Origin of the sequence: Haloferax massiliensis (genome assembly GCF_001368915.1) — an archaeon.
In the GTDB taxonomy this organism is placed as follows: Archaea; Halobacteriota; Halobacteria; order Halobacteriales; family Haloferacaceae; genus Haloferax; species Haloferax massiliensis.
In genome coordinates, this window is record NZ_CSTE01000007.1 from 36,805 (window position 1) to 63,531 (window position 26,727).

The 26,727-nt window shown below is 68.8% G+C and carries 23 protein-coding genes; 15 read left to right on the forward strand and 8 right to left on the reverse strand.

What is annotated here, in order from left to right:
* Nucleotides 1-77: 77 nt before the first annotated feature.
* Nucleotides 78-1,400: an ABC transporter substrate-binding protein gene (locus tag BN996_RS19295; protein WP_089781802.1), complete on the reverse strand. Its 1,323-nt coding sequence runs from the start codon at nt 1,398-1,400 to the stop codon at nt 78-80.
* Between the two features lie 162 nt (nt 1,401-1,562).
* A complete protein-coding gene (locus BN996_RS19300; protein WP_089781800.1) occupies nt 1,563-2,996 on the reverse strand; it encodes an FAD-dependent oxidoreductase in 1,434 nt (477 codons plus the stop codon).
* Nucleotides 2,997-3,229: 233 nt separating this feature from the next.
* Between BN996_RS19300 and BN996_RS19305 the strand changes: the two genes are divergently transcribed.
* From BN996_RS19305 to BN996_RS19340, 8 genes are all read left to right on the forward strand, one after another.
* Complete coding sequence (locus tag BN996_RS19305) at nt 3,230-3,637, forward strand: nuclear transport factor 2 family protein (protein WP_089781798.1); 408 nt, start codon at nt 3,230-3,232, stop codon at nt 3,635-3,637.
* Entirely contained in the window at nt 3,634-4,611 is a 978-nt protein-coding gene (locus BN996_RS19310; protein ID WP_089781796.1) for an LLM class flavin-dependent oxidoreductase, read from the forward strand. Before BN996_RS19305 ends, BN996_RS19310 begins: the two co-directional genes overlap by 4 nt.
* Nucleotides 4,612-4,677: 66 nt before the next feature.
* A complete protein-coding gene (locus BN996_RS19315; RefSeq protein WP_089781794.1) occupies nt 4,678-5,337 on the forward strand; it encodes an isochorismatase family protein in 660 nt (219 codons plus the stop codon).
* Nucleotides 5,334-6,734, forward strand: a complete 1,401-nt coding sequence (locus tag BN996_RS19320) for a dihydroorotase (RefSeq protein ID WP_089781792.1) — start codon at nt 5,334-5,336, stop codon at nt 6,732-6,734. Before BN996_RS19315 ends, BN996_RS19320 begins: the two co-directional genes overlap by 4 nt.
* A 142-nt stretch (nt 6,735-6,876) precedes the next feature.
* Entirely contained in the window at nt 6,877-8,082 is a 1,206-nt protein-coding gene (locus tag BN996_RS19325; RefSeq protein ID WP_004967838.1) for a CaiB/BaiF CoA transferase family protein, read from the forward strand.
* Nucleotides 8,079-9,038: a hydroxymethylglutaryl-CoA lyase gene (locus BN996_RS19330; protein WP_089781790.1), complete on the forward strand. Its 960-nt coding sequence runs from the start codon at nt 8,079-8,081 to the stop codon at nt 9,036-9,038. The genes BN996_RS19325 and BN996_RS19330 overlap by 4 nt, the downstream gene beginning before the upstream one ends.
* Nucleotide 9,039: 1 nt before the next feature.
* Nucleotides 9,040-10,353, forward strand: coding sequence for a 3-isopropylmalate dehydratase large subunit (locus BN996_RS19335; protein ID WP_089781788.1), 1,314 nt, complete (start codon nt 9,040-9,042; stop codon nt 10,351-10,353).
* A complete protein-coding gene (locus BN996_RS19340; protein WP_089781786.1) occupies nt 10,350-10,883 on the forward strand; it encodes a 3-isopropylmalate dehydratase small subunit in 534 nt (177 codons plus the stop codon). The genes BN996_RS19335 and BN996_RS19340 overlap by 4 nt, the downstream gene beginning before the upstream one ends.
* Before the next feature lie 130 nt (nt 10,884-11,013).
* Here BN996_RS19340 and BN996_RS19345 read toward each other — a convergent pair whose 3' ends face one another.
* Entirely contained in the window at nt 11,014-12,147 is a 1,134-nt protein-coding gene (locus tag BN996_RS19345; RefSeq protein ID WP_089781784.1) for an MFS transporter, read from the reverse strand.
* 370 nt (nt 12,148-12,517) lie between these two features.
* Here BN996_RS19345 and BN996_RS19350 point away from each other — a divergent pair, with 370 nt between their 5' ends.
* Nucleotides 12,518-12,919 carry a VOC family protein gene (locus tag BN996_RS19350; protein ID WP_089781782.1) on the forward strand — a complete coding sequence of 134 codons (402 nt, stop codon included), beginning with the start codon at nt 12,518-12,520 and terminating at the stop codon, nt 12,917-12,919.
* Between the two features lie 3 nt (nt 12,920-12,922).
* On the opposite strand, the gene BN996_RS19355 is transcribed toward BN996_RS19350, so the two are convergent.
* A complete protein-coding gene (locus BN996_RS19355; RefSeq protein WP_089781780.1) occupies nt 12,923-13,573 on the reverse strand; it encodes a helix-turn-helix domain-containing protein in 651 nt (216 codons plus the stop codon).
* An 87-nt stretch (nt 13,574-13,660) separates the two neighbouring features.
* Between BN996_RS19355 and hutU the strand changes: the two genes are divergently transcribed.
* From hutU to hutH, 4 genes are read left to right on the forward strand one after another with little or no spacing between them, the layout of a single operon-like run.
* Nucleotides 13,661-15,430, forward strand: coding sequence for a urocanate hydratase (gene hutU, locus BN996_RS19360; protein ID WP_089781778.1), 1,770 nt, complete (start codon nt 13,661-13,663; stop codon nt 15,428-15,430).
* Complete coding sequence (gene hutG, locus BN996_RS19365; protein ID WP_089781776.1) at nt 15,427-16,377, forward strand: formimidoylglutamase; 951 nt, start codon at nt 15,427-15,429, stop codon at nt 16,375-16,377. The genes hutU and hutG overlap by 4 nt, the downstream gene beginning before the upstream one ends.
* Nucleotides 16,370-17,608, forward strand: a complete 1,239-nt coding sequence (gene hutI, locus BN996_RS19370; RefSeq protein ID WP_089781774.1) for an imidazolonepropionase — start codon at nt 16,370-16,372, stop codon at nt 17,606-17,608. Before hutG ends, hutI begins: the two co-directional genes overlap by 8 nt.
* Entirely contained in the window at nt 17,601-19,187 is a 1,587-nt protein-coding gene (gene hutH / locus BN996_RS19375; RefSeq protein WP_089781772.1) for a histidine ammonia-lyase, read from the forward strand. Before hutI ends, hutH begins: the two co-directional genes overlap by 8 nt.
* 87 nt (nt 19,188-19,274) lie before the next feature.
* Here the strand turns inward: hutH and BN996_RS19380 are convergent, their stop codons facing one another.
* Nucleotides 19,275-20,510 carry an ABC transporter substrate-binding protein gene (locus BN996_RS19380; protein WP_089781769.1) on the reverse strand — a complete coding sequence of 412 codons (1,236 nt, stop codon included), beginning with the start codon at nt 20,508-20,510 and terminating at the stop codon, nt 19,275-19,277.
* A 94-nt stretch (nt 20,511-20,604) separates the two neighbouring features.
* Here BN996_RS19380 and BN996_RS19385 point away from each other — a divergent pair, with 94 nt between their 5' ends.
* Nucleotides 20,605-21,864, forward strand: coding sequence for an ABC transporter substrate-binding protein (locus BN996_RS19385; protein ID WP_089781767.1), 1,260 nt, complete (start codon nt 20,605-20,607; stop codon nt 21,862-21,864).
* 24 nt (nt 21,865-21,888) lie between these two features.
* Here BN996_RS19385 and BN996_RS20320 read toward each other — a convergent pair whose 3' ends face one another.
* From BN996_RS20320 to BN996_RS19395, 3 genes are all read right to left on the reverse strand, one after another.
* A complete protein-coding gene (locus tag BN996_RS20320; protein ID WP_167344176.1) occupies nt 21,889-22,032 on the reverse strand; it encodes an HVO_A0556 family zinc finger protein in 144 nt (47 codons plus the stop codon).
* A 266-nt stretch (nt 22,033-22,298) separates the two neighbouring features.
* Entirely contained in the window at nt 22,299-22,955 is a 657-nt protein-coding gene (locus tag BN996_RS19390; protein ID WP_089781765.1) for a lactate utilization protein, read from the reverse strand.
* A gap of 129 nt (nt 22,956-23,084) precedes the next feature.
* Complete coding sequence (locus BN996_RS19395) at nt 23,085-24,635, reverse strand: cobyric acid synthase (protein ID WP_089781763.1); 1,551 nt, start codon at nt 24,633-24,635, stop codon at nt 23,085-23,087.
* Nucleotides 24,636-24,826: 191 nt separating this feature from the next.
* Between BN996_RS19395 and BN996_RS19400 the strand changes: the two genes are divergently transcribed.
* On the forward strand, nt 24,827-26,443 hold the full coding sequence (locus tag BN996_RS19400) for a long-chain-fatty-acid--CoA ligase (protein ID WP_089781761.1): 1,617 nt from the start codon (nt 24,827-24,829) through the stop codon (nt 26,441-26,443).
* Nucleotides 26,444-26,727 lie beyond the last annotated feature (284 nt).

Below are 26,727 nucleotides of genomic sequence, written 5' to 3' on the forward strand. Positions count from 1 at the left end.
GGAATTGTTGGCATCCCCCATAAAAGGTGCTATCGTTCGGGACGGTTCGTTGACGTGACGGCGCGCGCGGGTAGCGGTTAGACCTGCGGTTCGGCCTCCGCGTACTCCTCGGGGTAGACGACTCTGACCGAGAGGTCCTGGACCTGGTTCACCGGGCCGAGCGCGTTGACGTTCTCACCCTGGTCGTCGAACTCGATAGCGCCCATCGCCGAGATGTGGTCCTCGTAGCTGAGGCCCTTGAGCGCCTCGTTGATGTCGTCGGGGTCGACGCTGCCGGCCTCCTCGACCGCCTGGATGACGACCTCCGCCGCGGTGTAGGACATCCCGACCGACGCGGAGAACTCCTGGTCGTAGTTGTCGAGGAACTGCGAGCGCACCTCGGCGGTCTTGTCGACCGTCGGGTTCAGCGCGTAGTTGTTGTCCAGCACGCCGTTTGCGAACTCGCCGATGTCGCTGACGGCGTCGTCGTCGGTGAACGTCGCGGACGCGGACGCGGTCAGGTACGGCGGCCGGTAGTCCTGGTCCTGCAACGCCTGTGCGAGCAGGACGCCGCCGGCGACGTACGTCGTGGCGATGATGGTGTCGGGGTCGGCGCTCCGGAGCCGCGACACCTGCGTGTTGGCGTTCGACGCGCCGAACTCGATGGCCGTCTCCTCGACGATTTCGACGTTCTGCTCGGGGAGGAACTCCCGGAGGCTGTCGCGAATCGCCTGCCCGTAGCTGTTGTTGATGTAGAACAGTCCCGCCGTGTCGATGGTGCCGCCGCCGTCGCGGATGACCGATGGCACGAGGTCCGCGTAGTCGCTCGCCAGCCGGCGCGCCGGGGGCTGGGGCCGGTAGACGTAGTTGAAGTCGCGGCCCTGCAGGATGTTGTCCGCCGCCGCGATGGAGATGACGAAGGGGACGCCCTGTCGCTCCGCGACCTGCGTCGCCGCCGTCGTCACCGGCGAGGAGTAACAGCCGGTGAGCACGTGCGCGCCCTCGCTCAGCAGCTCCTCGCTGACCTGTCCGCCGAGCTCCTGTGCGCCCTGGTTGTCGCCCTCGATGACGGTCACTTCAGCGCCGCCGAGCGACTCGATGCCGCCCTCCTCGTTTTTCCGCATCGCGGCGAGTTTGATGGCGTTGCTCATCCCGACGCCCGTCGCGGCGAGACTCCCCGAAAGCGGGTGGTTCGACCCGATGATGACCTCGTCGACGGACTGCTCGGGCGTCCCCGTCGTGGTGCCCGTGTCGCCGCCGGACCCGCCCGAGTCGCCGCCGGAGTCACCGCCCGAATCACCGCCGCCGTTCCCGGCGTCGTCGCTCGCACAGCCGGCCAGTGTCAATGCCGCGACGCTCGCGCCCGTTGCTTTGAGGAAGCGCCGCCTGTTGCTCGTCGAAGACTTGAGAGTCTTACCCATGGCAATCGGTATCGAGGTTAGTGCCTACTGTAATAAATCCTCCCGTACTCGTGTTGTCACGTTCTGCGGATATTCCTGCAACGAATCGGTTCTGGTCGGCGAACTGCGTCGAAAACGAGTAGTTTCGGTGCCCTGCTCCGGGGCCGTGACCTCGCCGCGGCGTCAGTCGAGCGACTCGCGGGCGTGGATGCCGGCGAGGCGGCCGTAACCGAGGGCGGTCGTCAGCCCGTTGCCGGAGAGGTAGCCGCCCGCGCCGTGGCCGCTGATGCCGCAGGCGGTGCCGCCGCCGGCGTAGAGGTTCTCGACGGTGCTTCCGTCGGTCCGGAGGACGCGCCCGTGTTCGTCGACGACGAGGCCGCCCTGCGTGTGGAAGAGCGCGCCGGTGACCTTGGTCCCGTAGAAGGGCGCTTCCAGCGGGGTCGCGCCGTCGACCCGACCGACTTCGTCCGGCTCGCCCGCCGCGGCCGCCTCGTTGTAGTCGGTGACCGTCTCCGCGGCGCGCTCGCCGTCGGCACCGAGTCGCTCGGCGAGGTCGGCGACCGAGTCGTCGCTGTGGTAGGTCCCCTGTTCGATGGCCTCGTCGAAGTCCTCGAACTGCCCGCGGAGTCGTTCGAAGATGCGCTCGTCGAACAGTTGAATCGCCTGCCCGCCGGGCTGTTTGAGCACCGAGATGGCGAACTCGCTGTAGCCCGCGGACTCGTCGCCGAACCGCTCGCCGTCCTGATTCACGAGGATGCCCCCGTTCATCGTGACCGCGTAGGTCGAGAGCATCCCCGTCTGGCTCGCCACCGTCGCGTGGCCCTGATAGGCGTCCATGCAGGCGAGTTCGCCGCCGAGTTCCGCGCCGAAGCGGACGCCGTCGCCGGTGTTGCCGTCAGCGCCGAAGTACAGCGCCCGCTCGACGTCTTCCTCGCAGTAGTCGGTGACCATCCCGCGGTTGCCGGCGAAGCCGTCGGTGGCGAGGATGACCCGCTCGGCCTCGATGGCCTCGTCGTGGCCGAGGCCGGCGACGACGCCCCGGACCGCGCCGTCGTCGGCGACGAGCCTCTTCACGGGCGCGTTCGTCAGGAGTTCGATGTTCGGCGTCGACTCGACGCGCTCGACCAGTTCGGCGACGAGGTTCTCGCCGTTTCGACCCTCCGGCGCGTGCATCCGGTACTCGGAGTGTTTGGGGTACTTGAAGTCGTCCACGATGTGGAGCGTGACGTCCCAGTCGTCGACGAGCCAGTGGATGAGGTTCGCGCTCTCCTCGCAGAGGTACCGGACGCGCTCCTCGTCGGCCTCGTAGTCGTTTTTCTCCAGGATGTCGCGCGCCATGTCCGCGGGCGTCTCCTCGATGCCGGCCTCGCGCTGGAGGCGCGTCCCCGCCGCGGGGACCATCCCGGTCGAAAGCGACGTGTTGCCGCCGCACTCGGGCGCTTTCTCCAGCACCGTCACGCGAACGTCGGGGTTCTCGCTGGCCGCGAGCGCGGCGACGAGGCCGGTGCCGCCGCCGCCCGCGACGAGCACGTCCGTGTCGATGTCCCACTCGATGTCGTCGACCGAGACGACTTCGGCGACGCCGTCGCTCGGCGTCCGCCGGGCTAGTTCGTCCATGCACTCTGCTAGGTAGACTCTATCGTAAAACTACCGCCTCCGGCGGCGTCGGCGTCGCCGCGGCCCTCTCGCGTCGTCGCCGTGTCCGTCGGTTTCGTGGGCGCACGTGAGAACAATCCCCCCGTCGCTCCTGCGGCCGCGTCCGCCGTCGCGCCGACTCGAACGTTCAGGAACGACAGATTGTCGGGAACGACGGAGTGAAAAACTATGTGTGTCGAGAACACCCATACCGCATGGACTCGCCACGAGATATCGTCGAGGAGTTCTTCGACCGCATGGAAGACGACCGCAGGAACACCGTCGGCGACCTGTTCGCCGAGGACGCCGTCATCTCCCTGCCGGGGGCGACCTTCGAGGGACCGACCGCGGCCTACGACTTCCTCGCGCACCTCGAACCGCGGTACGAGTGGGCGGCAAAGGAGTTCGACCGCTGGATGGAGGCGGGCGACACCGTCGTGAGCGTCGGGTCGCTCTACGGCGTCGACAACGACGGCGCGGAGTTCTCGGACGTTCGCTACGTCGATATCTACGTCGTCCGCCGGGGGCTCATCGAGCGCCTCGACATCTGGAACGACCTCGCCGTCGACGGCGTCGTCCCGGTCCCGGCCGACGATGCGCCCGCGGTTCCGGCGGAGGAATGAGCGAGCGAACCGGTGTCCTGTTCGCGCTCCGCGACGACCCCTCGCTCGTCGTCCGCGCCGAGGAACTCGGCTACGAGTCGGCGTGGGCCGCCGAGGGACAGGGCAAGACCGCCTTCGGAAAGCTCGAACGCTGGGCCGTCCACACCGACGAAATCGGCCTCGCGACCGGTATCGTCAACGTGTTCTCGCGGACGCCGGCGGCGCTCGCGGCGGCCGCGGCGACCCTCGACGACCACTCCGACGGGCGCGCGATTCTCGGCCTCGGCGTCGCCCACCCCGGCGTCGTCGAGGCGTTCCACGGCGTCCCCTTCGACCGCCCGCTGTCGCGGCTCCACGAGTACGTCGACCTCGTGCGGCGCTACCTCCGGGGCGACGCCGACTCGTTCGACGGGGAGTTCTTCTCGCCCGAGCGCACGAGCTTCTGGGACGCCTTCGAACCCGTCCGCGAGGAGATACCAATCTACAACGGCGCGCTCGGCCCCGCGAACGTCCGGCTGACCGGGCAGGTCGCCGACGGCTGGCTTCCGAACCTGTATCCGCGCCCGCAGTTCGAGGAGGCGCTGGGGTGGCTCGACACCGGCACCGCCCGAAGCGGGCGCGACCGAAGCGACGTGGACGTGGCGATGTACGTCCTCACGGCCGTCCACGACGACCCCGACGAGGCGCGGCGGGCGGCGGCCGAACACGTCGCCTACTACCTGCGGGACGTGCCGGGCTACTACGACCGCGCGGCCGAGCAGGCCGGCTTCGCCGGCGAGGTCGAGGCGGTCCGGGCCGCGCCGACGACCGAGGCCGGAGCGCGCGAACTCTCGGCCGACTTCCTCGACCTCGTGGCCCTGGTCGGCGCGCCCGACGACGTGCGGGGACGGCTCGGCGAACTCCGGGAGATGGGCGTCGACCTCCCGGTCGTCCGCGCGCCCGCCGGCGTCGACCGCGAGTGGGTCGCCCGAACGCTGGAGGTGTTCGCCCCGTAACATGACGCCGGCGGACCGTGCCGTACTTTTATGCTGGATGCCACCGCATCTCAGGCGAAGCGAGTCATGACAGACCGTATCTGGGAGGACCTGCTATCCGAACAGGATAAACAGGTCATCACGAAGGCTGGTTACGACAGGGAGGGCGCCTCGTCGTGGGAGTCCCGCGGCATGGGCGAGAACCCGATGGTTCTCGTCATCGACATGCAGCGGCTCATCGTCGGCGAGAACGTTCCCATCCTCGACGCCATCGAGGAGTACCGCACCGCGATGGGCGACGTCGCGTGGGACGCCATCGAACACATCGACCCGTTCCTCGACTTCGCGCGAGAACAGGGGCTTCCGGTGACGTACACGCGGGTCGTCCCGTCGAGCTACGACGACCCCGACCACCCCGACCTCGACATCGTCGACCCGGTCGCGCCCGAGGCGGGCGACACCGTCGTCGACAAGTCCTACGCGTCGGCGTTCTACGGGACCGACCTGCTCTCGCGGCTCGTCCGCGGGGGCCACGACTCGGTCGTCATCGTCGGCAACTCCACGAGCGGGTGCGTCCGAGCCACCGCGGTCGACGCCAAGCAGAACGGCTTCAGCGTCGTCCTGCCGCAGGAGTGCATCTTCGACCGCATCGAGGCGTCCCACAAAATCGGCCTCCTCGACCTGTGGATGAAGTACGCCGAGGTGCTGGAGACCGAGGCGGTCAAGGAGTGGGTCGAGACGCTATGACTCACGACCTCGTCATCTCGAACGGCACCGTCGTCACGCCCGAACACGGCACCTTCGAAGCCGACGTCGCGGCCGACGGCGAGACCATCTCCGCCGTCGCCGCCCCCGGCACGCTCTCCGGCGAGACGGAAATCGACGCGACGGGCAAGCACGTGCTCCCGGGCGCAATCGACCCGCACACCCACCACGGCATCTACCGCGGGCTGGAGGCGGACGCCGAGTCCGAGTCCAAGTCCGACCTCGTCGGCGGCGTGACCACCATCGGGAACTACTTCCGCCGGGCCGGGGCCTACGAGGACATCATGCCGGGCTACTTCGACGAGGCGGAGCCGAACTACTACCACGATTACTTCTTCTCGCTGGGCCTGCTCTCGATGGAGCACATAGAGGAGATTCCGACTATCATCGACGAGTTCGGCATCACGACGTTCAAGTGGTACATGAACTACAAGGACGCCGCCCGCGAGAAGTTCGGCGTCGACTGCGATATGCACGACGACTTCGGCGATGCGTTCGTCCGGAAACTCGCCGAACAGGACGTGCCGACGACGCTCGGCTACCACTCCGAGAACGTCGAAATCACGAACGCGCTCGCCGGCGGCAACGTCTACGTCACCTCGGAGTCCGACGACACCGACGCCGACGCCGACGAGGGCTACGAGGTGATGGTCGAGGAGTTCCCCGGCTACGCCGAGACCCAGAGCATGGTCGCCGGGGCCGCGCTCGCCAAGGTCCACGGCTACGACGACCGCTTCTACGCGGTCCACATCTCCGCCGGGGGGACCGCAGACGAACTCGCCGCGCTCCACGACGCGGGCTACCGGGCGTGGGGCGAGACGTGTATCCACTACCTCGCGCTCACAACCGAGGAGTGCGACGAGCGCATGAAAGTCAACCCCCCAGTTCGGTCGAAAGCCGACCAAGAGACGCTCTGGGAGCGCCTCGCCGACGGCACCATCTCGACTATCGGGACCGACCACTGCGCCAACCTCGCGGAGAACAAGTTCGGCGAGGGCATCCGCGACAGCCTGCTCGGGTTCCCCTCGACGCCGGTGATGCTCCCGCTCATCCTCTCGGAGGGCGTCAACGAGGGTCGCATCTCGCTCGAACGCGCCGTCGAGGTCACCAGCACCAACGCGGCGAAGGCGTTCAACCTCTACCCCAAGAAGGGGACAGTCCGGGTCGGAAGCGACGCCGACCTCGCCGTCGTCGACCTCGACGAGACGAAGACGGTCACGCCGGAACTGTTACACAGCGTCAGCGGCTACTCCCCCTACGAGGGCCGAGAGGTCACCGGCTGGCCGACCCAGACCGTCGTGAAGGGCGAACTCGCCTACGACGACGGCGAAATCGTCGGCACGAAAGGGCACGGAACCCACATCGACCGCCCGGTGTGAGCCGGCGGCGACCGAACCGAGCCACGAACGCGGACTGACCGGCCACGCGGAACCGGGCACACGTCCCGACGGGCACGCGGACGCGCACACGCACCACCACACGACCACCACACGCGACACAGAACGAGAAGACACACACGACATGACGAACGACACGAACGGACCACTCGACGGCCTCGTCGTCCTCGAAGCCGGGTCGATGATATCCGGCCCGACCGTCGGCCGCTTCCTGGCCGACTTCGGGGCGACGGTCATCAAAATCGAACACCCGGCGTTCGGCGACCACATCCGCCGCTTCGGTCCACAGAAAGACGGCGTCGGCCTCTGGCACAAGTACCTCTCGCGGAACAAGCAGTCTATCACCCTGAACATCTCCACCGACGAGGGCGCGGCGGTGTTCGAGGACCTCGTGGGCGAGGCCGACCTCCTCATCGAGAACTTCCGGCCCGGCACGCTCGAACGCTGGAATGTCGGCTGGGAGCGCCTCTCCGAGGTCAACGACGACCTCGTGATGCTTCGGATGTCCGGCTTCGGTCAGACCGGCCCGTACGCCGAGCGCCCCGGCTTCGGGACGCTCGCGGAGGCGATGTCCGGCTTCGCCTACCTCAACGGCTTCCCCGACTCGCCTCCGTTGCTCCCGCCGACCGGCCTCGCCGACAACATCGCGGCGCTGTTTTCGACGTTCGCGGTGATGTTCGCGCTCTACCACCGCGACGTCCACGGCGGCGGCGGCCAGTACATCGACACGAGCCTCATCGAACCCATCTTCGGCCTGCTCGGCCCGCAACCGCTCCGCTACGACCAACTCGGCGAAATCGAGTCGCGGTCGGGCAACCGCTCGACCTCGTCGGCCCCGCGGAACGTCTACCGGACGGGCGACGACCGCTGGGTCGCCATCTCCGCGAGCGCCCAACCGCTCGCCGAGCGCACGTTCGACGCCATCGACCGCCCCGACCTGAAAGACGACCCGCGGTTCGAGACCAACGAGGACCGACTGGAACACGTCGACGAACTCGACGCCATCATCCAAGACTGGATGGACGACCACAGCCGCGAGGAGGTTCTCGACGCGTTCGAGGCGGCCGACGCGACGCTCGCGCCCGTCTACAACGTCGAGGACATCCTCAACGACGAGCACTACGCGGCGCGCGAGGCGTTCCTGACGGTCGACGACCCCGACCTCGGCGAGGCGGTCGTCCAGAACGCCTTCCCGAAGTTCTCGGAGACGCCGGGGCGGGTCGACCACCTCGGTCCGTCGCTCGGTGAACACAACGACGCGGTCTACCGCGACCGACTCGGCTACGACGAGTCGGTGCTTTCGGACCTCGAAGCGGAGGACGTGATATGAGCCTCCTCGACTCGCTTCCCGAGCGCGTCCACGTCGTCGAGATGCTCCCCCGCGACGGGTTCCAGCGCCTCGACGAGTTCGTCCCGACCGACGAGAAAGTCGAGATAATCGACGCCCTCTCGGACACCGGCGTCGACGAAATCGAACTCTCCTCTTTCACCCACCCGAAGGCCGTCCCGACCCTGCGGGACGCCGACGAGGTGGCGACGCGAATCACCCGCCGCGACGGCGTGACCTACCGGGCGCTCGTCCCCAACCTCCGGGGCATGGAGCGCGCCGTCGAGGCCGAGGTTGACAAGGTGAACGCGCTCGTCACGGTGAGCGAGACGTACACCGCGAAAAACCAGAACCGCACCCGCGAGGAGGTGCTCGCGGAGATGGACGACATCGTCGACCTCGCCCACGACCACGGCATCGAGGTCGAAGCCGGGATGGGCACGAGCTTCTACTGCCCCTACGAGGGCGCAATCGACCCGGCGGAGACGCTCGCGGTCGTCGACAGCGTCGTCGACTCCGGCGTCGACGAGGTGACGCTGGCGACGACGATGGGCCTCGCGAACCCGGTCGAAATCACGGAGCGCTTCACCGCCGCGTTCGAGGCGCACCCCGGCCTCGACATGGGCCTGCACCTCCACGACACGAACGGGATGAGCCTCGCCAACACGCTGGCCGCGATGGCGGTCGGCGTCGACCGCTTCGACGCCTCGGTCTGCGGCCTCGGCGGCGGCGTCGTCCTCCCGGGCGACATGTCCGGCGTCGGCAACACGCCGACCGAGGACCTCGTCCAGATGCTCGAACGCATGGGCGTCGGCCACGGCGTCGACTTCGGCCGCATCGAGGCGGCCGCTCACGACGTGTCCGACCGACTGGGCCTCGGCCTGACGAGCCACGTCCTCGCGGGCGGCACCGTCGAGGGCGTCCTCGACACCGTCGCCGCCGACGGGGAGGAGAACTGACATGTCCGGCAAGACCCTCGCGGAGAAGTTGCTCTCGGAGAAATCGGGAACCGACGCCCGCGCCGGCGACTACGTCGAAGCCGACGTGGACGTGGCGATGGCCCACGACATCACCGGCCCGCTCGCGTTCCAGACGTTCGACGAGGTGACGGGCGACGACGGCGAGCTGTTCGCGCCCGACCGGACCGTCTTCACCATCGACCACCACGCCCCCGCCGACGGGGTGCAGGCCGCGAACAACCACAACGCGGTCCGCGAGTTCGCGGCGAAACACGGCGCGCACCAGTTCGACGTGGGCGACGGCATCTGCCACGCCGTCCTCGTCGAGGAGGGCTTCGTCGGCCCCGGCGACCTCGTCATCGGCGCGGACTCCCACTCGACGACCTACGGCGGCATCGGCGCGTTCGGGACCGGCGTCGGCTCGACCGACCTCGGAACCGCGCTCGCGACGGGCGAACTCTGGTTCCGCGTCCCGAAGACGCTCCGCTTCGAGGTCGACGGCGAGCTTCAAGACGGCGTCTACGCGAAGGACCTCATCCTCCGCTTTATCGGCGACGTGGGCTTCGACGGCTGTACCTACATGGCAGCCGAGTACGCCGGGAGCGCCGTCGAGTCGCTCCCGATTCACGAGCGCCTCGTCCTCTCGAACATGGCCATCGAGATGGGCGGCAAGGCCGGCCTCGTCGCGCCCGACGAGCGGACCGAGTCGTACCTCGAACGCCAGACCGGGAACGAAATCGACCTCGGCGACGCGTTCGTCTCCGACGACGACGCCGACTACGAGGCGGTCCACACCTACGACGCGGCCGCCCTCGCCCCGCAGGTTTCGAAGCCGTCGAACCCCGAGAACGCGGTGGACGTGACCGAGGTCGCGGGCACCGAGGTCGACCAGCTGTTCGTCGGCACCTGCACGAACGGCCGGTACGAGGACATCAAAATCGTCGCGGACATCCTCGCGGGCGAGACCATCGCCCCGAACGTCCGGATGGTCGTCGTCCCCGCCTCGAAGTCCGTCTACCAGCACATGCTCGGGACGGGCGTCTTCCAGACGCTCACCGACGCCGGCGCGGTCATCCAGAGCGCCGGCTGCGGCCCCTGCGCGGGCTACCATCAGGGCGTCCTCGGCGACGGCGACGTCTGTCTCGCCACGGCGAACCGGAACTTCCCCGGCCGCGAGGGGTCGATGGAGTCGTCGGTCTACCTGTCGAGTCCGGCGACCGTCGGCGCGAGCGCGCTGTACGGCGAAATCACCGACCCCCGCGAGGTCGAGACGAACCGCTACGACGACACGGTGTTCGCGGAGGTGCTGCCATGACGGGAGCCGCCGGCGGTTCCGGCGACGGCCGCCCCGACCCCGCCGAACCCGGTCGCGCGTGGGTCTTCGGCGACAACATCGACACCGACCAGATAACGCCGTCGCGCTTTATCGTCTCGTCGGACCCCGACGAACTCGCCAGCCACGCCTTCGAGGACCTCAGACCCGAGTTCTCGGCGTCGGTCGAGACCGGCGACTTCGTCGTCGCCGGCGAGAACTTCGGGAGCGGGTCGTCGCGGGAGCACTCGCCGCTGTCGCTCGTCGGCGCGGGCGTCTCGGCGGTCGTCGCGCAGTCGTTCGCGCGCATCTTCTTCCGCAACGCCATCAACCTCGGCCTGCCGGTGCTCATCTGCTCCGGCGCGGACGCCATCGAGGACGGCGACGAGATTCACGTCGACCTCGACGCGGGCGTCGTGACGAACCACACGCGAGACGAGACGTACGAGGCGGAGGCGCTCCCCGAGTTCCTCCAGTCGCTCGTCGAACAGGGAGGACTGAAAGCCTACACGAAGGCGAAACTCGACGGCTGAGCGGGCACTCGACTCACGTCATCCGTTCCGCCGCACCGACCGCCGACCGCCGACGCCGACCGAACAGAGGCACCCCCGAACGCCATTCCCAGACGGCTGTTTTCCACGATTTTACGCTCCGAACGACCAGTTACCGCTTCCGCGCGTCCCAGTAGAGGAGTCCGGCGGCGACGACGAGACAGACCGCGAGCCCCGCGAACGCGGCGACGTAGCTCGCGTAGGTGGCGACGATGCCGACGTACGCCGGGCCGACCGCGTTCGCGCCGAGGAACAGCGCCCGCGCGGCCCCGAGGTCGGCCCCGCGGTCGGCGTCGGGCGCGTTGTCCATGATGATGGCGTCCGCGAGGGGGAACTCCGTCTTGTAGCCGGCCGCGAGCGCGACGACGGAGACGTAGATGAGCGGGCGCGCCGCCACGGCCGAGAGGACGGCGAGCGCGCCGGCGGCCACGAGCATCCCGACGACGGCGATTGACTCGCGGCGGAACCGGTCGCTCAGGCCGCCGGCGACGGGTTTGATGGTGATGCCGACGGCGAAGACGATGGCGAACGTCGCGCTCGCCAACTGCTGGTCGAAGCCCTTCGCCTCGATGAGGTAGGTCGGAAAGAAGTTGATGAAGCCGCCGACCATGAAGTAAAACAGCCCGAACGCGAGGAGCGTCCGGCGCTGTTCCGCGCTGGCGAAGAGGCGTCTGAGCGTCCCCGAGACGTGGAGTTCGGGCGACCCCACGGCGTAGCCGTCTCGCGACCAGAGCGCGTAGAGCACCGTGAGTCCCGCGAGGACGACGGCCACCGGGAGGAACGGCGTCCGCCACGTCGCGTAGGTCAGCGCGAGGATGGCGAGCCCCGAGGAGACGAGGCCGCCGAGGTCGGTGCCGGCGGCGTAGACTCCGAGCGCTCGGCCGCGGCGTTCGACGAACAGGTCCGACAGGAGCGCCCGCGAGGGGATGGCGAAAAGCCCCTTCCCGAGTCCCGTGACGACCGCGGCGGCGACGAAGCCCGCGAGACCGCCCGCGAGGCCGAACGTGGCAAAACCGAGGACGAGGATGCCCAGTCCGGGGACGATGAGCGTCGTCCGCGTCCAGCGGTCGGAGTACTCGCCGCCGGGGTACTGGGTGACGGCGTAGACGCCCTGAAACAGCGCCAGCGCGATGCCGGCGGTCGCCTCCGTTATCTGTAACTCCTCGATGATGGTCGGCAACAGCGGCGACAGGAGGAACCGCCCCGTCTGAAGGACCGCCCACGCCAGCGACACGGTGACTAACATCCGACCCGGGTAGCCCGCAAGCAAGCGCTCGTCGGATGTCGGCTGTTGGTTCACACCCTCCGTTCACCCACCTGCTACCAATGGGTTACGATTGCGGAACGTCGGTTCCGGTTGTCGGCGTCGCGGTCTCCCGAGGCGATGAAGTATTAGTAAATAATTAGAAGTTTATATTAGACAAACTCAGAAAAGCCATCGAGAGAATAACTCGTTGAAACGTCTCTATTACTGTACAATTTTTACAAATTCTACAATTTCTAAAAATTGTAGACTTTTAAACTCAATTCAGTTTATCTATGCCCCATTTCAGCGCCCCCCGTCCTCGATAGCCGCCGCACGAATTTTTACCATCTTCCCCCGCGACGGTGCGGGCATGGACGCGACGGCAATCGACCACGTGAACCTCCGCATCCCCGCCGACAGCCTCGACGCCGCGGTCGGGTTCTACCGCGACGCGCTCGGCTTCGACATCGAGAACCGCGAGTTGTTCGAATCGGGCGAAAAGCCCTTCTTCTCCGTCCGATTGACCCCGGTGAGCGTCATCCACCTCCGGCCGGCCGAGAACTTCGAACCGCCGACCGAGACCGCCTTCGACCACGTCGCCATCGAGTTCGCCCACGACATCGACGAACTCCGCGACCATCTCGACGCCGGCGGCGTCGAAATCGACCGCCAACTCGAACCGCTCGGGGCGACGGGCGTCGCGCCCGCGGTGTACGTCACCGACCCGTTCGGCTACACGCTGGAGCTGAAAGCCGCGCCCGACGACGGCTGAGCCTTACAGCACGTACTGCGCGACCGAGTCCATCACTTTTCGCTCCGCCCGGCGCAGGTGTTCCTCGGCGGTGCGCCGCGAGACGCCCATCTCGTCGGCGATGGTCGCGGTCTCGATACCGCGCGGGAGGTCGTAGTAGCCGCCGGCGCGGGCCAGTCGGAGCGCCTCGCGCTGGCGGCCGGTGAGTTCGGGCATCGCGTCGGCGGGTGCTAAAAGCGGGCCGCTCCCGCTGGCGAACGACACCGCGCGCTTGGACTCGACGCTCACGTCGAAGCCGCTGTCCACGAGGTCGCGGAAGCACGCCGTCAGGTCGTCGGCGGAGACGGCGAGCAGGCGACAGACCTTCGCGCCGTCGCGGTAGCGAAGCGGCGGCACGAGCAGTAGCCCGTGTTTCTGCACGTAGCCCTCGATGTGGTCTATCTCGTGGTCCCGGAGGCAGTCGGCGGTGACGACGACCAACTCGTCGCCGCGCTCGACCGACGCCGCCACGCCGACGGTGTCGCCGACGCGGTCGAGCACGTCGCTTCCGACCTCGCCGCTCACGTGGAGCATGTCGCAGTGCTCGTTGCACCACAGTTCGACGCTCGCGGCGTTGCCCGCCGTCGCCGCCGCGTAGGCGCTGTCGTCCCGGATTCGGAGGCTCGCCTCGTACATACTCGGACCGTGGGGCCAGCAGTACATATAAACACCACGCCGCACGGTGGGGGAATCGCTACCCGTCTCGCGCCCGATGTGTGAGGTATGCACGACCAGCAATCGTCGGCGCGCCGGGACCGCCTCGGCGACCCGAGCGACGAGTGGCGCGCGTATCAGGGCGCGCCCACCGGGACGGACATCGAGTGCAAGGGGTGGCGACAGGAGGCGGCGCTCCGGATGCTCAACAACAACCTCGACCCCGAGGTGGCCGAGCGCCCCGAGGACCTCGTCGTCTACGGCGGGACCGGTCGCGCCGCCCGCTCGTGGGACGCCTACGACGCCATCCTCGCCGAACTCCGCGACCTCGACGACGACGAGACGCTCCTCGTCCAGTCGGGCAAGCCGGTCGGGCGCTTTCCGACCCACGAACGCGCCCCGCGCGTCCTCATCGCCAACTCCAACCTCGTCGGCCGCTGGGACGACTGGGAGCACTTCCACGAACTGGAGGCCGAGGGGAAGATCATGTACGGCCAGATGACCGCCGGGTCGTGGGCGTACATCGGCACGCAGGGCATCATTCAGGGCACCTACGAGACGCTGGCCGAACTCGCCCGCCAGCACTACGACGCCGACCTGCGGGGCAAACTCGTCGTCACCGGCGGCCTCGGCGGGATGAGCGGCGCACAGCCCCTCGCGGTGACGATGAACCGCGGGGTCTGTATCGCCGCCGAGGTGCAGGCCGACCGCATCGAGCGCCGGGTCGAGACGGACTACCTGATGGAGTTCGCCGACTCGCTGGACGAGGCGCTCGAAAACGCGAAGGCGGCCATCGACGCGGGCGAACCCTACAGCGTGGGCGTCCAGATGAACGCCGCGGACATGCTCGAAGAACTGCTCGCGCGCGACGAGATTCCCGACGTGGTCACAGACCAGACCAGCGCCCACGACGAACTCGAAGGCTACTACCCGAGCGGCTACACCGCCGACGAGGCCGACCGACTCCGCGAGGACGACCCCGAGAAGTACGTCGAAGCGAGCCTCGACACGATGGAGCGCCACGTCCAGGCCATCCTCGACTTACAGGACGCGGGCGCAATCGCCTTCGAGTACGGCAACAACATCCGCGGGCAGGTCCAAGACCACCGCGGGATGACCACCGCCTTCGACTTCCCCGGCTTCGTCCCGGCGTACATCCGCCCGATGTTCTGCCGCGGGCGCGGGCCGTTCCGGTGGGCCGCGCTCTCCGGCGACTCCGCCGACATCCACCGCACCGACGAGGCGATTCGAGCGCTGTTCCCCGAAAACGAGTCGCTCATGCGCTGGATAGACCTCGCACAGGAGCAGGTGTCGTTCCAGGGGCTCCCCTCGCGCGTCTGCTGGCTCGGCTACGCCACCGACGACGAGGGACTCACGGAGCGCGCCCGGTTCGCGCTGAAGATCAACGACCTCGTCGCCTCGGGCGAGGTCTCCGCGCCGGTCGTCGTCACCCGCGACCACCTCGACGCCGGGTCGGTCGCCAGCCCGTACCGCGAGACCGAGGCGATGCGCGACGGCACCGACGCGGTCGCCGACTGGCCCATCCTGAACGCGCTTCTCAACACGGCCGCGGGCGCGGACATCGTGAGCGTCCACGACGGCGGCGGCGTCGGCATCGGCAACTCGCTGCACGCGAACAACCACGTCGTCCTCGACGGCTCCGACCTCGCGGCTGAGAAGGCCCGCGCCGTCTTCACGACCGACCCCGGCATGGGCGTCGTCCGCCACGCCGACGCCGGCTACGAGGACGCGCTGGACGAGGCGACCCGGTCGAACGTCCGAATCCCGATGCGGGACCACGACGCGGACGACGAACCCGCCGCCCGAGGTGACGAATGAGCCTCACCGACCCGCCCGCGTGGGAAGGGACCTCGTCGGACCCGAACGACGAGCAGTTCGGCCGCGTCGTCTCCCCGGCCGAAATCGAGGACGCGGGCGACTTCCGAGCCGTCCTCGTGGGCGAACCCTACGACGGGGCCGTCATCGGCCGGCGCGGTGCCCGCGAGGCCCCGGCCGCGATTCGGCGCGCCCTCGCCGGCGTCAAGACCCACCACTTCGACGAGGGGCCGGTCGCCGGCGTCGCCGACCTCGGCGACCTCCCGGTCGAGGCGTACAACGACGCGGACGACCCCGAGAACCACGTCGCCGACGTGCAGGCCGTCGTCGCCGACGAGGCCGCGGCCGTCTACGAGCGCGGCGCGCTCCCGGTCTTCCTCGGCGGTGACAACTCCCTGACGGTCGGGAACGTCACGCCGCTTCTCGCCGGCGACGACTCGGTCGGCGTCGTGAGCTTCGACGCCCACCTCGACTGCCGCGAACCCGCCGACGGCCCGACGAGCGGGACGCCCTACCGCCAACTGTTCGACGCCGGCCTCGACCGCCTCGCCGTGGTCGGCGCGCGCCACTTCGAGACCTCGACCGCCTACGCCGACTTCCTGCGCGACTCGGGCGGGACCATCCTCACCGCCGACGAGGTCGGCCGCGGCCCCGTCGAGACGGCCGACTTCGCCCTCGATGCGCTGGCCGCCTGCGACCGCGTCTTCGTCAGCCTCGACGTGGACGTGCTGGACCAGACGGCCGCGCCGGGCGCGAGCGCGCCGACCCCCGGCGGCGTCACCACCCGCGAACTGTTCTCCATGCTCCGCCGCGTCGCGGCCGACCCCCGCGTCGTCGGCTTCGAGGTCGTGGAGTGCGCGCCGCCGCTGGACGACGAGGACGGCCGAACCGTCGGCGCGGCCGCCCGCGCGGTCGCCCACTTCCTCGCGGGGGTGGTGTCCCGTGACTGACGCGGGTTCCGCGGCCGGCCTCACGGTCGTCCACGGCGCGGCCGAACTGGTCGTCGGCCCCGACGAGGGAACCGGCGTCGTCGTCCTCGAAGACGCCGCGTTCGCCGCGCTCGACGGCGAGGTCGTCGCCGTTGGACCCACGGCCGAAGTGCTCGCGGACTACCCCGTCGCGGACGCCGAGACGGCCATCGACGCGACCGGCAAGACGGTCTTGCCGGGCTTCGTCGACCCTCACACCCACGCGCTCTTTGCGGGCGACCGCTCCGACGAGTTCGTGGCGAAGCTCCGCGGCGCGACCTACGAGGAGATTCTCGCCGACGGCGGCGGCATCCTCCGCACCGTCGACGCGGTCCGCGAGGCCACAGACGACGAGTTGGTGGCGAACCTCACCGAGCACCTCGACGCGATGCTCGCCCACGGGACGACGACGGTCGAGGTGAAGACCGGCTACGGCCTCGACACCGAGACCGAACTACGGATGCTCTCGGCCGTCGACGCGGCCGGGTCGGACCACCCGGTGGACGTGATTCCGACGTTCATGGGCGCACACGCCGTCCCCCGCGGCGTGGACGCCGAGGAGTACGCCGAGTCGGTCGTCGCCGACCAACTCCCCGCGGTCGCCGAACAGGGCATCGCCGAGTTCTGCGACGTGTTCTGCGAGCGCGGCGTGTTCACCGCCGAGCAGTCCCGTCGGATTCTCGAAGCGGGCCGCGACCACGGCCTCGCGCCGAAGATTCACGCCGACGAGTTCGCCGCCATCGGCGGCACCGACGTCGCGGCCGCGGTCGGCGCGGCCAGCGCGGACCACCTGCTTCACACCGACGAGGCGGGCCGCGAGACGCTCGTCGACGCCGGCGTCACGCCGGTCATGCTTCCCGGCACGGCGTTCGGCCTCGGAGCCGACTACGCCGACGCCCGCGCCTTCCTCGACGCGGGCCACGAGGTCGCGCTCGCCACCGATTTCAACCCGAACTGCTTCTCCCGAAGCATGAGCTTCGTCGCTACTCTCGCCAGCGTCGGGATGCGAATGACGCCCCACGAGGCGATTCGGGGCGTCACGAGCGCCGCCGCGGGCGCGCTCGACCGCGACGACGGCACGGGCACGCTCCGCGCGGGAGCCCCTGCCGACGCCGTCGTGCTCGACGTGCCGACCGCGTCGCACCTCTCGTACCGGTTCGACACGAACCCCGTTTCGACCGTGCTGAAATCGGGGGTGGTCGCCCGTGAGTGACGCCGCGTCGCTCCCCGAGTCGGTCACGCTCGACGGCGCGTCGCTGGCGCCGGAAGACGTGGCGGCCGTCGCCCGCCACGACGCCCCGGTCGAGCTCGCCGCCGAGTCGCGCGAGCGGATGCGCGAGTCGCGCGAGCGCGTCGAGTCCGTCCTCGACTCCGGCGAACCGGTGTACGGCGTCAACACCGGCTTCGGACACCTCGTGGAGACCCACATCGACCGCGAGGACATCGAGCGCCTCCAGACCAACCTCGTCCGCAGTCACGCCGCCGGCGCGGGCCGCGAACTCGCCCGCGAGGAGGTCAGGTCGATGATGGTCAGCCGGGCCAACACGCTCGCCAAGGGCTTTTCGGGCATTCGGCCCTCGGTGGTCGACCTGCTCGTCTCGATGCTCAACGAGGGGGTTCAGCCGGTCGTCCGCTCCCGCGGGAGCCTCGGCGCGAGCGGCGACCTCGCGCCCCTCGCGCACATGGCGCTCGTCCTCATCGGCGAGGGCGAGGCCCGCGTCGACGGCGAGCGACTCCCGGGCGACGAAGCCCTGCGAGCGGTCGGCTTGGAACCGGTGACGCTCGCCTCCAAGGAGGGCCTCGCGCTCATCAACGGGACGCAACTGACGGTCGGCCTCGCCTCGCTGTTCGTCGTCGACGCCGAGCGAACCGTCGAGGCCGCCGACGCCGCCGGCGCGCTCGCGACCGAGGTCACGATGGGGACGACGGCGAACTGCGACCCCGCAATCCACGAGGTTCGCCCCCACCCCGGTCAGAAAGAGAGCGCGGCCGCGATTCGCCGCCTCACCGCCGGGTCGACCGTCCTCGAATCGCACAAGGACTGCGAGCGCGTGCAGGACGCCTACTCGATTCGCTGTCTCCCGCAGGTCCACGGCGCGGTCAGAGACGCCGTCTCGCACCTCCGCGAGGCCGTCGAGGTCGAACTCAACAGCGTCACCGACAACCCGCTCGTCTTCCCGGCCGGCGCGGTGGACGAGCGCGCGCCCGGCACCGACGCGGCCGCCGTCGTCTCCGCCGGCAACTTCCACGGCGAACCGCTGGCGCTCCGACTCGACTACGCCGCCGGCGCGCTGACAGAACTCGCGGCCATCTCCGAGCGCCGGACCGACCGGATGCTCAATCCCGACGTGCAGGAGTCGTACCTCCCGCCGTTCCTGACCGAACGCAGCGGCCTCCGCTCCGGGTACATGATTGCGCAGTACACCGCCGCGGCGCTCCTCAACGAGTGCCGGTCGCTCGGTCGCCCCTCCATCGACTCGACGCCCGTCAGCGGCGGGCAGGAAGACCACGTGAGCATGAGCGGCCAGAGCGCCCTCAACGCCCGCACGGTCGCCGAGAACGTCGCGACCATCGTCGGCGTCGAACTCCTCTGTGGGTCGCAGGCCGCGGAGTTCCTCGGCGACGGCCTCGAACTCGGCACCGGCACGGGAGCCGTCCGCGACGCGATTCGGTCCGTGGTTCCGCCGCTGGACGAGGACCGCCGCCTCGACGGCGAACTGGAGACCGCGGCCGACCTCGTCCGGTTCGGCGCGATTCGCGCGGCTATCGCGGACGCCGGGCTCTCCGACTGACCGCCGGGCGCGTCGCCGTCGACGCCGTTCGCGCCGCCGCCGACGAGGCCACGAGGTCGCCCCGACGAGATGTCCGCGGTCGCCGACTCAGAGATTGCCGTTGATGATGTCGGCGACGCGCTGTCGGTCGAATAGCTGTTCTTCTTCGGGAATATCGGGATACGGCCCCTCGCTGTACTGGGGCCACGCGCCGAACTGGTCCGGATAGAGCTGTTTGGCGGTCATCTCCAACTGGAACAGATTGAGTATCGGCCCCTGATAGCGGCCGGCCTGCGCGTAGACGCGGTCGTTCCGCACGGCCGAAATCTCGGCACCGACGGGGTCGTCGCGGAGGCCCGCGCGGATGTCGGGCATGCTCGTGTTCGGATGCATCCCGCCGAGCGTGAGAATCACGTCGGGGTCGGCTTCGAGGAGCGTCTCGAAGTCGACGGTCGAGCCGGACTCCACGTCGTCGCCGAACGCGCTGACCGGCTTCAGCGGGCGGGTGTGAGCGGTCAGGAACCCCGGCGTGCTCAGGTTGTACGCGTAGATGGACTCCAGGTCGCTCGGGCCGAGGAGCACGGCGGTCGGGCGGTCGGCCTCCGCGGGGAGGTCCGCCGAAATCGCCGCGAGCAGTTCCTCGCGGACCGCCGCGAGCGCCTCGTACTTCGCCTCCTCCTTGAGCACCTGCGCGACCTTGGCGAATATCTCCCAGAGGCCGTAGTACTCGTAGGCGTCGGCCCACTCGGTCGGCGGCGCTTGGTGGCGCGCGCTGAAACTGTTGCCGAACCACGGGCCGACGTTCTCCTCGATTTCGTCGAGGTCGGCCTGACTCCAACTGCCGAGCGCGGAGACGCTGGCGGGGTCGGCGAGGTGCACGTCGCTGTCGAGTTCGTAGAGCCGCTCTTTCGACGGCTCCCACGACGAGTACAGGCCGGTCCAGTCGAGTTCGACGCCGGGGAGTCGCGGCGTGAACTGGTTCCACAGCGCGTCGTAGTAGTCGGGGGCGTGCATCGAGTTGACGGCGTCGCCGTGGCCGAGCGCGAACGCCATCCCCGCGTGGTGGGTCAGCCGCGTGAAGATGCTCTCGGGGACGCCCTCGAACGTCACGTCGCCCATCGGTGCCATCGACACCGTGTACGAACTGCCGTCGGCCGTCGACTCCGCGGTCGACTCGCTCGTCGCCGTCGATTCGGCGGTCGCGGCGGTGTCCGCCGCGGCCGCGTCCGTCGCCGTCGCGTCCGACTCGGACGAACCGGTACAGCCGGCGAGCAGTCCGCCGGCGGCGACCGAACCGCCGTAGGTCAAGAACTTCCTGCGCGTTGGTCCGTCGCTGTCTGCCATCGTATTTTTAGGCCCGCCTAATACATATAGGCGTACCGATTTAGGCTCGCCAAAACTCCGAAACGGATTTATCCGTTTAGGGTTGCCTAAAACCATGGGCGAAGACTTCACCGACCGGGCGACACCCACGCGGCGCGCGTATCTCAAAAGTGGCGGCGCGCTGCTCGCCGGCGGCCTGCTGGCTGGCTGCGCCGGGGGGAACGACGCGAGCTCGCCGACGGACGCGACAGAGACGGCCGCGACGACGACCGCGACCGAAGCGGCTTCCGACGCGGAGACTGCGGCCGACGGCGACTCCGCCGGGTACGCGGTGTCGATGTCGCCGGCCGGCGACGTGACGTTCGAATCGGTCCCGGAGCGCGTGATGGTGTACAACCTCGTCTACGCCGACGCCGCGGTCGCCTTCGGCCACGGCGACGCGGTGAACTCCCTCGGCTTCGACAGCGACGCCGGCGGCCGGACGCTCGACGCCTACTACGAGCGCCTCGACGGCGTCTCGTTCGACCGGAGCGACCTCGCGCAACTCAACTCGGGGTCGGGGAGCGTCAACATCGACAAGGAGCTCGTCTACGAACTGGACTCCGACCTGCACCTCGTCGACCCGGCGCTCGTGGCCGGATTCGACGGCTGGGACCAGTCGGACGTCGAGGAGATTCGCGAGCGGGTCGGCCCGTGGTTCGGCAACGCTTACAGCCGCACGCACGCCCAGCCGCCCGAGCCGTACGCCGCCGACTACGAGTACTACACGCTCTGGGAAATCGTCGAGAAAGTCGGGCAGGTGTTTCAGGAGGAAGACCGCTTCGCGGCGCTCGAAGCGGTCCACGGCGACCTCCTCGGCACCATTCAGTCGGACCTCCCGCCCGAGTCGGAGCGGCCGACCGTCGGCGTCGTCATCTACATGGACGAGACGTTCTACCCGACGAAAATCGACGCAGCCGGCTTCGCGACCTCGCACATCCGTCCGCTCGGGATCACCGACGCCTTCGCGGCCGGCGACGTGACGTTCGAGACCTCCTACGACTTCGAGACGATGCTCGAAATCGACCCCGACGTACTGCTCCACAGCTACGGTATCGACTCGTACTACGACGTGGCGGCGATTCGACGGGACCTCGAAAACCACCCCGTCGGGAGCGAACTCAGCGCGGTCCGGAACGAGCGCGTCTTCCCATCGGGGACGCCGGTGCAGGGGCCGATTATGAACCTGTTCCAGTTGGAGATGACCGCCAAACAGCTCTATCCGGACCAGTTCGGCGCGTGGCCGGAGTACGCGGGCGGCGCGTATCCCGAGATTCCCGAGGCCGAACGGCTGTTCGACCGCGACCGCGTCGCCGACATCGTCACCGGCGACTGAGGCGACCGGCGTTTCGACGGCCCCTTACCAGAGTTGGACCGCGGGCGTCCCGCAGTCGTCGCAGACGATGGCCTCGTTGTCTTTGTAGCTCCCGGTCACGAGGTCGCCGTCGCAGTAGGTGCAGTCCTCTTCGTCGAACGTGCCGAGCAGGTGCGCGGGTTCCGACATACCCAACGATTCGGCTCCAGTCCCAAGAACATTTCTACGGTTCGATATATCCCCGACCGTGGCCCTCCCGAGAACTATCCAGTTCGAGCCGTTTTGCCGGCGACAGACGCGGCTCACGATGCGGGACCGAAAAACGGTGGGTTCCGGGGGAATGGTGGTGGTCCGGTGTGGTAGTGGCCCGGTGTGGTAGTGGTGATGGATTCACCGGGCGCAGGAAGCTCCCCGGAGGAGCGTGGGAACGTGTCGAGGGAAAGGCGAGTCGGACGTTAGTAGCCCAGTTGCTCGCGGATGAGGACGACGGTGGTTCGGCCCTCCTCGACTTCCTGCCGGAAGATGAGTTGCTTCGCAATCATGGACTCGACGCCGTAGGCCTCCTTCGCGCGCTCGTTTTCGAGCGGGTACGCGACGGATTCGAGGCGGTCGAGCGCGTCGTCGAGCGTCGGGACGATTTTGTTGATGCCGCTGACGATGACGACGTTGCTGGCGGCGAAGGGGTACGCGCCGATGCGACTGCCCGAGAGGTCCGCGGCGACGAGGTCGCCCGTCTGCGAGATGGCGTTGATGCCGCCGAGGAAGTAGTCGGCGGTCTGGGAGTCGCGGCGGGCGGCCTGTCGCTCCGCGTCGTCGTCGATGCTCCAAATCTGGTCCGGCAGACTCTCCCAGTCGTGGTCGCCCTCGCTGAGGTAGTCGTCGAACCCGATCTCTTCGAGGGTGGTCGAGTGGCCGTTCATCACGGAGACGCCGGCGGGGATGTGCGACCGCAGGGTTTCGAGCGCCTCGTCGGCCGTGTCGACGACGACGACGTCGAACCCGCTCGCTTCGAGGTTCTCGACGGTCACTTCGATGGCCTCGTCCTCGGGGAGTCGGTCGAGGTCGGCGTCGATGTCGGCGTCGTCTGCGTAGTCGGATTTCTGTTGAGACATGTGTGAGTGTGGTGGTGGAGTTCGGTGGGTGCTCCGACGAACGTGTGTAGCGCCTATTAGGTGTTAAACGCTCGCTGACGGCGGTGTCAGGTGGTTACGGGCGTGTTACCGGCCTCGTCGGAGACGGGTTTACGCGTCGCCGCGTTGGCGACTCCGCCACTCCAGTCCGAGCGCGTCACGGAGCGCCGCCACGTCGAGGTTGTCGGCGACGAGCGCGGCGGCGCGGTCGTAGGGGTCGCCCGACGCGCCGGCGTCCGCGTCGGCTCCGAGCGGGTCCGTCGCCGGCCGGTCGCGCCCGGCCGACTCGTACACGGCGTCCACGAACGCGTTCCGCGGCGAGTCGTTGGCGAACAGGTCGTGGATGTACGTCCCCGCGACCCGCCCGAGCGCCGCGCCGTCGCCCGAAACGGGGCTCGCGTCGCCGACGATGCGGCTGTCGCCCATGTGTATCTCGTAGCCGTCCACGGTCCCCGTCGCGCCGGCCAGCGGTCCCGCGCCGTCGAACTCGACGGCGACGGGTTCGACTCGCTTGTCGTGGGAGAACCGCGTGACCACCGGCAGGAGGCCGAGCCCGTCGACCGTCTCGTCGTCTCCCGAACCCTCGATATCGGCGTTCTCGATGGTCTCGCCGAGCAGTTGGTAGCCGCCGCAGATGCCGACGACCGGGCCGTCGAACGCGGCGAGTTCGTCGCCGAAGCCGGCGTCGCGGAGCGCGAGCAGGTCGTCGACCGTGTTCTTGCTTCCGGGGAGGACCACTCCGTCGATTCCGTCGAGCGTCGCGTCGAGCGGGAGGTAGGCGACCCGGACGCCCGGCGTCTCGGAAAGCGGGCCGAAGTCCGTCGCGTTCGAGATGCGCGGGAGTCGCGGCACGCCGATTGTGACCGCGTTCTCGGCCGCGACGCCGTCGTCGTCGCCGACGGTGGCGCGCTCGCCTTCCGCGGGGAGCGCGAGGCTGTCCTCCTCCGGGAGGCCGGGGTCGTCGTAGGGGAGGACGCCGAGGACGGGCACGCCGGTCCGCTCCTCGATTTCGTCGAGCCCCGGTTCGAGGAGGCTCGGGTCGCCGCGGAACTTCGTGATGACCGCGCCGACGACGCGGTCGCGCACGTCCTCGGGGAGGAGTTCGAGCGTCCCCAGCAGGCTGGCGAAGACGCCGCCGCGCTCGATGTCGGCCGCGAGGAGGATGTCGGCGTCGGCGAAGCGGGCGGTCTCGACGTTCGCCAAATCGCGGTCGTGGAGGTTTATCTCGGCGATGGAGCCGGCCCCCTCGGCGACGACCACGTCCGCCTCGCTCGCCAGCCGACGGTGTGATTCGACCGCCGCCTTGCGGGCGTCCTCCCAGTGGGTCGCGTAGTAGTCGCCGGCGGCGTTGAGCCCGACCGCCCGGCCGTGGACGACCAGTTGCGAGGTGCCGTCGCCGTGGGGCTTGAGCAGGACCGGGTTGTGGTCGGTCGTCGGCGCGACCCGCGCGGCGCGAGCCTGTACGTACTGCGAGACGCCGATTTCGCCGAAATCGTCGCCGGCGGCGGTCGCCACCGCGCGGGCGTTGTTGCTCATGTTCTGGGCCTTGAACGGCGCGACTGAGAGGCCGCGGTCGGCGAACAGGCGACAGAGCCCGGCCGCGACGGTGCTCTTGCCAACGTGGCTCGCGGTCCCCGCGACGAGGAGGGTCGGCGTCGTCATCTGCCGGGAGTCAGGGCCGCGCGGTTCAAAGGTGTTCGTTTCGGCGTCGGGCGGGCGCGGCCCCGTCGCGTCCGGCGGCGCGTTCGACTCCCTCCACGACCTCCCCGTCATACTGTGGTGGTCACGTCGGCTCTGTGAAATGTTGCCGGAAGTGGTGCGTTTAGTTCGCTCGCCCGCCCGGTCTATCATGAATGAAGAAACAGTTACTCGTGACGGACTTCCTCGACCGGGCCCGGACGTACTACGGCGATTACGAGGCCGTCGTCGGCGTCGACGGCGAGCGCTTCACCTACGCGGAGTTCGGCGAGCGGGTGGACAGGTTTTCGGCGGCGCTACAATCCCGCGGCGTCGAGAAGGGCGACCGGGTCGCGGTGCTCGACCCCAACACGCACTGCCACCTCGAAGCGGCCTTCGGCGCGATGCAGTGCGGCGCGCTTCACGTCCCGCTGAACTACCGGCTCACGACGGAGGACTACGAGTACCTGCTTTCGGACTCCGGCGCGAGCGTGGTCTACGCAGACTACCAGTACGCGGGGAAAATCGAGGCCGTCCGCGACGACGTGCCCGCCGAGGTGTTCGTGACGAACGACCCCGCCGCCGTCGACGGCGACTGGCTCGACTTCGAGGCGTTCCTCGACGAGGCCGACGCCGACGACTACGAGCGCCCCGAGATGTCCGAGGACGAACTCATCACCATCAACTACACCTCGGGGACGACCGGCGACCCGAAGGGCGTCTGCCGGACCCACCGCACCGAGTCGCTCCACGCCCAACTGGTGACGATTCACCACCACATCGCCGACGACGACGTGTATCTGTGGACGCTCCCGATGTTCCACGTCAACGGCTGGGGCCACATCTACGCCGTCACCGGCCGCGGGGCGAAACACGTCTGCACCCGCGGGGTCGACGCCGAGCGGGTGTTCGACGCCATCGCCAACGAGGACGTGTCGTTCTTCTGCTGCGCGCCCACCGTGCTGTCCATCCTGCGCGAGTACGCCGAGGAGCACGACCCGGCGTACGCCGGCGACAACCCGGTCCGCGTGACCGCCGCCGGCAGCGCCGCCCCGAGCGCGACGATTCGCCACACCGAATCGGAGTTCGGCTGGGAGTTCACGCAGCTGTACGGTGCGACCGAAACCGGCCCGCTCATCGCCACCTCGGACGCGAACCGGCTCATCCCCGACGAGGGCGGCCTTCGCTTCTCGCTCAAACAGCGGCAGGGCGTCGCGCCGCTCGGGACCGACCTGCGCGTCGTCGACGACGATAGCGAACAGGTCCCGCGCGACGACGCCAGCATCGGCGAGGTGGTCGTCCGCGGCAACCAGGTGATGGAGCAGTACTGGAACAAACCCGACGAGACCCACGACGCGTTCAACGACCGCCTCGAAGGCTGGTACCACACCGGCGACCTCGCGGTCGTCAACGAGGACGGGATGATAGCGATTCAGGACCGCAAGAAGGACATCATCATCTCCGGCGGCGAGAACATCTCCTCGGTCGAACTGGAGGACGCGCTGTTCGACCACGACGCCCTCGGCGACGTGGCGGTCATCCCCGCGCCGTCCGACAAGTGGGGCGAGACGCCCAAGGCGTTCGTCGTCCCCGCGAACGGCGACGTGGAGAACCCCGGCGTCACCGCCGAGGAACTGACCGAGTACACCCGCGACCGCCTCGCCGGCTACAAGGCCATCCGCGAGTTCGAGTTCGTCGAGGAGATTCCCAAGACCGCGACCGGCAAGATTCAGAAGTACGAACTCCGCAAGCGCGAGTGGGACGACGAAGAGCGGATGGTCGGACAGGGGTAGGCCGCGACGGCGCGTCGACCACTCGCTCGCCCGGCCGTCTTCGACTCCCGTCCCTCGAAACTCCGACCGTTCGCCCGCAAGATATTATTGGCTCTCTGAATATCTCCCATTTAACATGTCTCCCCCGAGTTCAGGGGGCACCGCCGCCGGCGCGATTCTCTACGTCGCGGCCGACGGCGTTGTCTCCGATTCGGTCGTCTCGGCGCTCCGGGACGCCTTCGAGCGTCCGGTCGAGCGCGCCGAGACAGGAGACGGATCGGTCGGCGTCGACGACTATCTGGTCC